Origin of the sequence: Phenylobacterium sp. (genome assembly GCF_030693805.1) — a bacterium.
Classification (GTDB): domain Bacteria; phylum Pseudomonadota; class Alphaproteobacteria; order Caulobacterales; family Caulobacteraceae; genus Phenylobacterium.
This window is the reverse complement of the sequence record NZ_JAUXZW010000369.1, coordinates 1-1435: the sequence shown is the minus strand read 5'-3', so window position 1 is coordinate 1435 and position 1435 is coordinate 1. Positions and strand designations below refer to the sequence as shown.

Here is a 1435-nt window from a genome sequence, read left to right as displayed (position 1 = left end):
GCCCTCAGCGTCCCGCATCGGAATTTTGATGCTGGCGTAGGTATGGAGTACACCAGCGACGTCGGCCGTCTCTTCGCTGTGCTGCACCTCGCCCGCCTGCAGCACCTGCAGGTCGGTTGAGGTGTAGGCGCTGGCCTGCTCGTGCGGAAACAACTCTGCCGCTGTCTTGCCCACCACATCCTGCGGCCTCAGTCCGAAGATGTTGCACCAGGCCTGGTTGACGAACAGGTAGCGTCCATCGGGCGCCTTGAGGTAGATGACCGCAGGGGAGTTGTCCAGAATGGCCTGGTTGAGCTTCTTGGACTGCTCGACCTGATCGAGTGCGGTGCGCAGACGCAATTCCCCAGTGCGCCGTTCGGTCACATCAAATGCCACGCTGCACAAGCCTGTGACAGCGCCGTTTTCGTGCATGGGCACTTTGGTGATCTGGTAGTAGCGCTGCCCCGCCGCGGTCTCGGTCTCCTGCTCCTCCACCACCACCTGCCCGGCTTCCATGGTGGCCAGGTCGCCAGCATGGAACTCGGTGCCCCTGCCCAGGTGGTTGATGTCTTGGGCGGTGCGTCCGATGACCTGAAACCGCTGGAAACCGGTGGCCCGCTCCCAGTCCCGGTTAACGTAGGTGTACCTGCCCTCGCGGTCCTTCACGTAGACCGCAGACTCGAAGTTTTCGAGCACCGTTTCCATGAACTGCCGGTTGTGTTCGGCTTCGGCTTCGGCCTGCTTGCGCTCGGTGATATCGACCAGAAAGCCCATCACACCCCGTTGCCCGCCACGGACCATTGGCAGGAAGGTCACCAGGAAGTCGCCGGTCGAACCATCCTTGGTGCGCAGCTGCATTTCGTGGTTGCGCACGCGCCCGTGCTCCTCCATCTGCACCAGCACCACCTCGCGGTCCGACGGCGAGAGGTAGATGTCACTGGCCATGCCGCCTTCGCTCAAACCGAACATGTCGCGGAAGGCCGGGTTGGCGTAGCGGAACACGCCGTCGGTGCTGAAGGCGGTGCCCACCGGGCTGTTGTCCAGAATGTTGGCCAGAGCGGCCTGCTGCTCGGCCAGCACCTGCTGCGCCTCGTGCCGTTCGGTCACATCGCGCACCGAGGCACAGACACAGACACCGCGCCCGCCGAGCGCGGGCAACTTGGACAAACCGACCTCGACCGGGAAGACCGTGCCGTTTTTTCGTTGGCCGCGCAGCTCCTGGCCGCCAGCGCCCATCTGGCGCGAGCCGGCGTCCTGCAGAAAGCCCGTGCGCAGCGCGGGATGCCGGGCCCGCACGGCATCGGGCACCAGGGCTTCGATGGCGCGCCCGATCAGTTCGCCAGGGTCGTACCCAAACATTGTTTCAAGCTGGGGGTTGACCATGACGATCTGGCCTTGGTCGTTGGCCACCAGCATGCCGTCTGGCGCGGCTTCGATGATGCCGCGGTACCAGGCC

Annotated in this window: 1 protein-coding gene; it reads right to left on the bottom strand. The window is 64.5% G+C overall.

Annotation, left to right across the window (positions count from 1 at the left end; translation table 11 throughout):
- The coding region (locus tag Q8M88_RS14665) for a PAS domain-containing protein (protein WP_305597900.1) at positions 1–1435 on the bottom strand (1435 nt) is incomplete at both ends.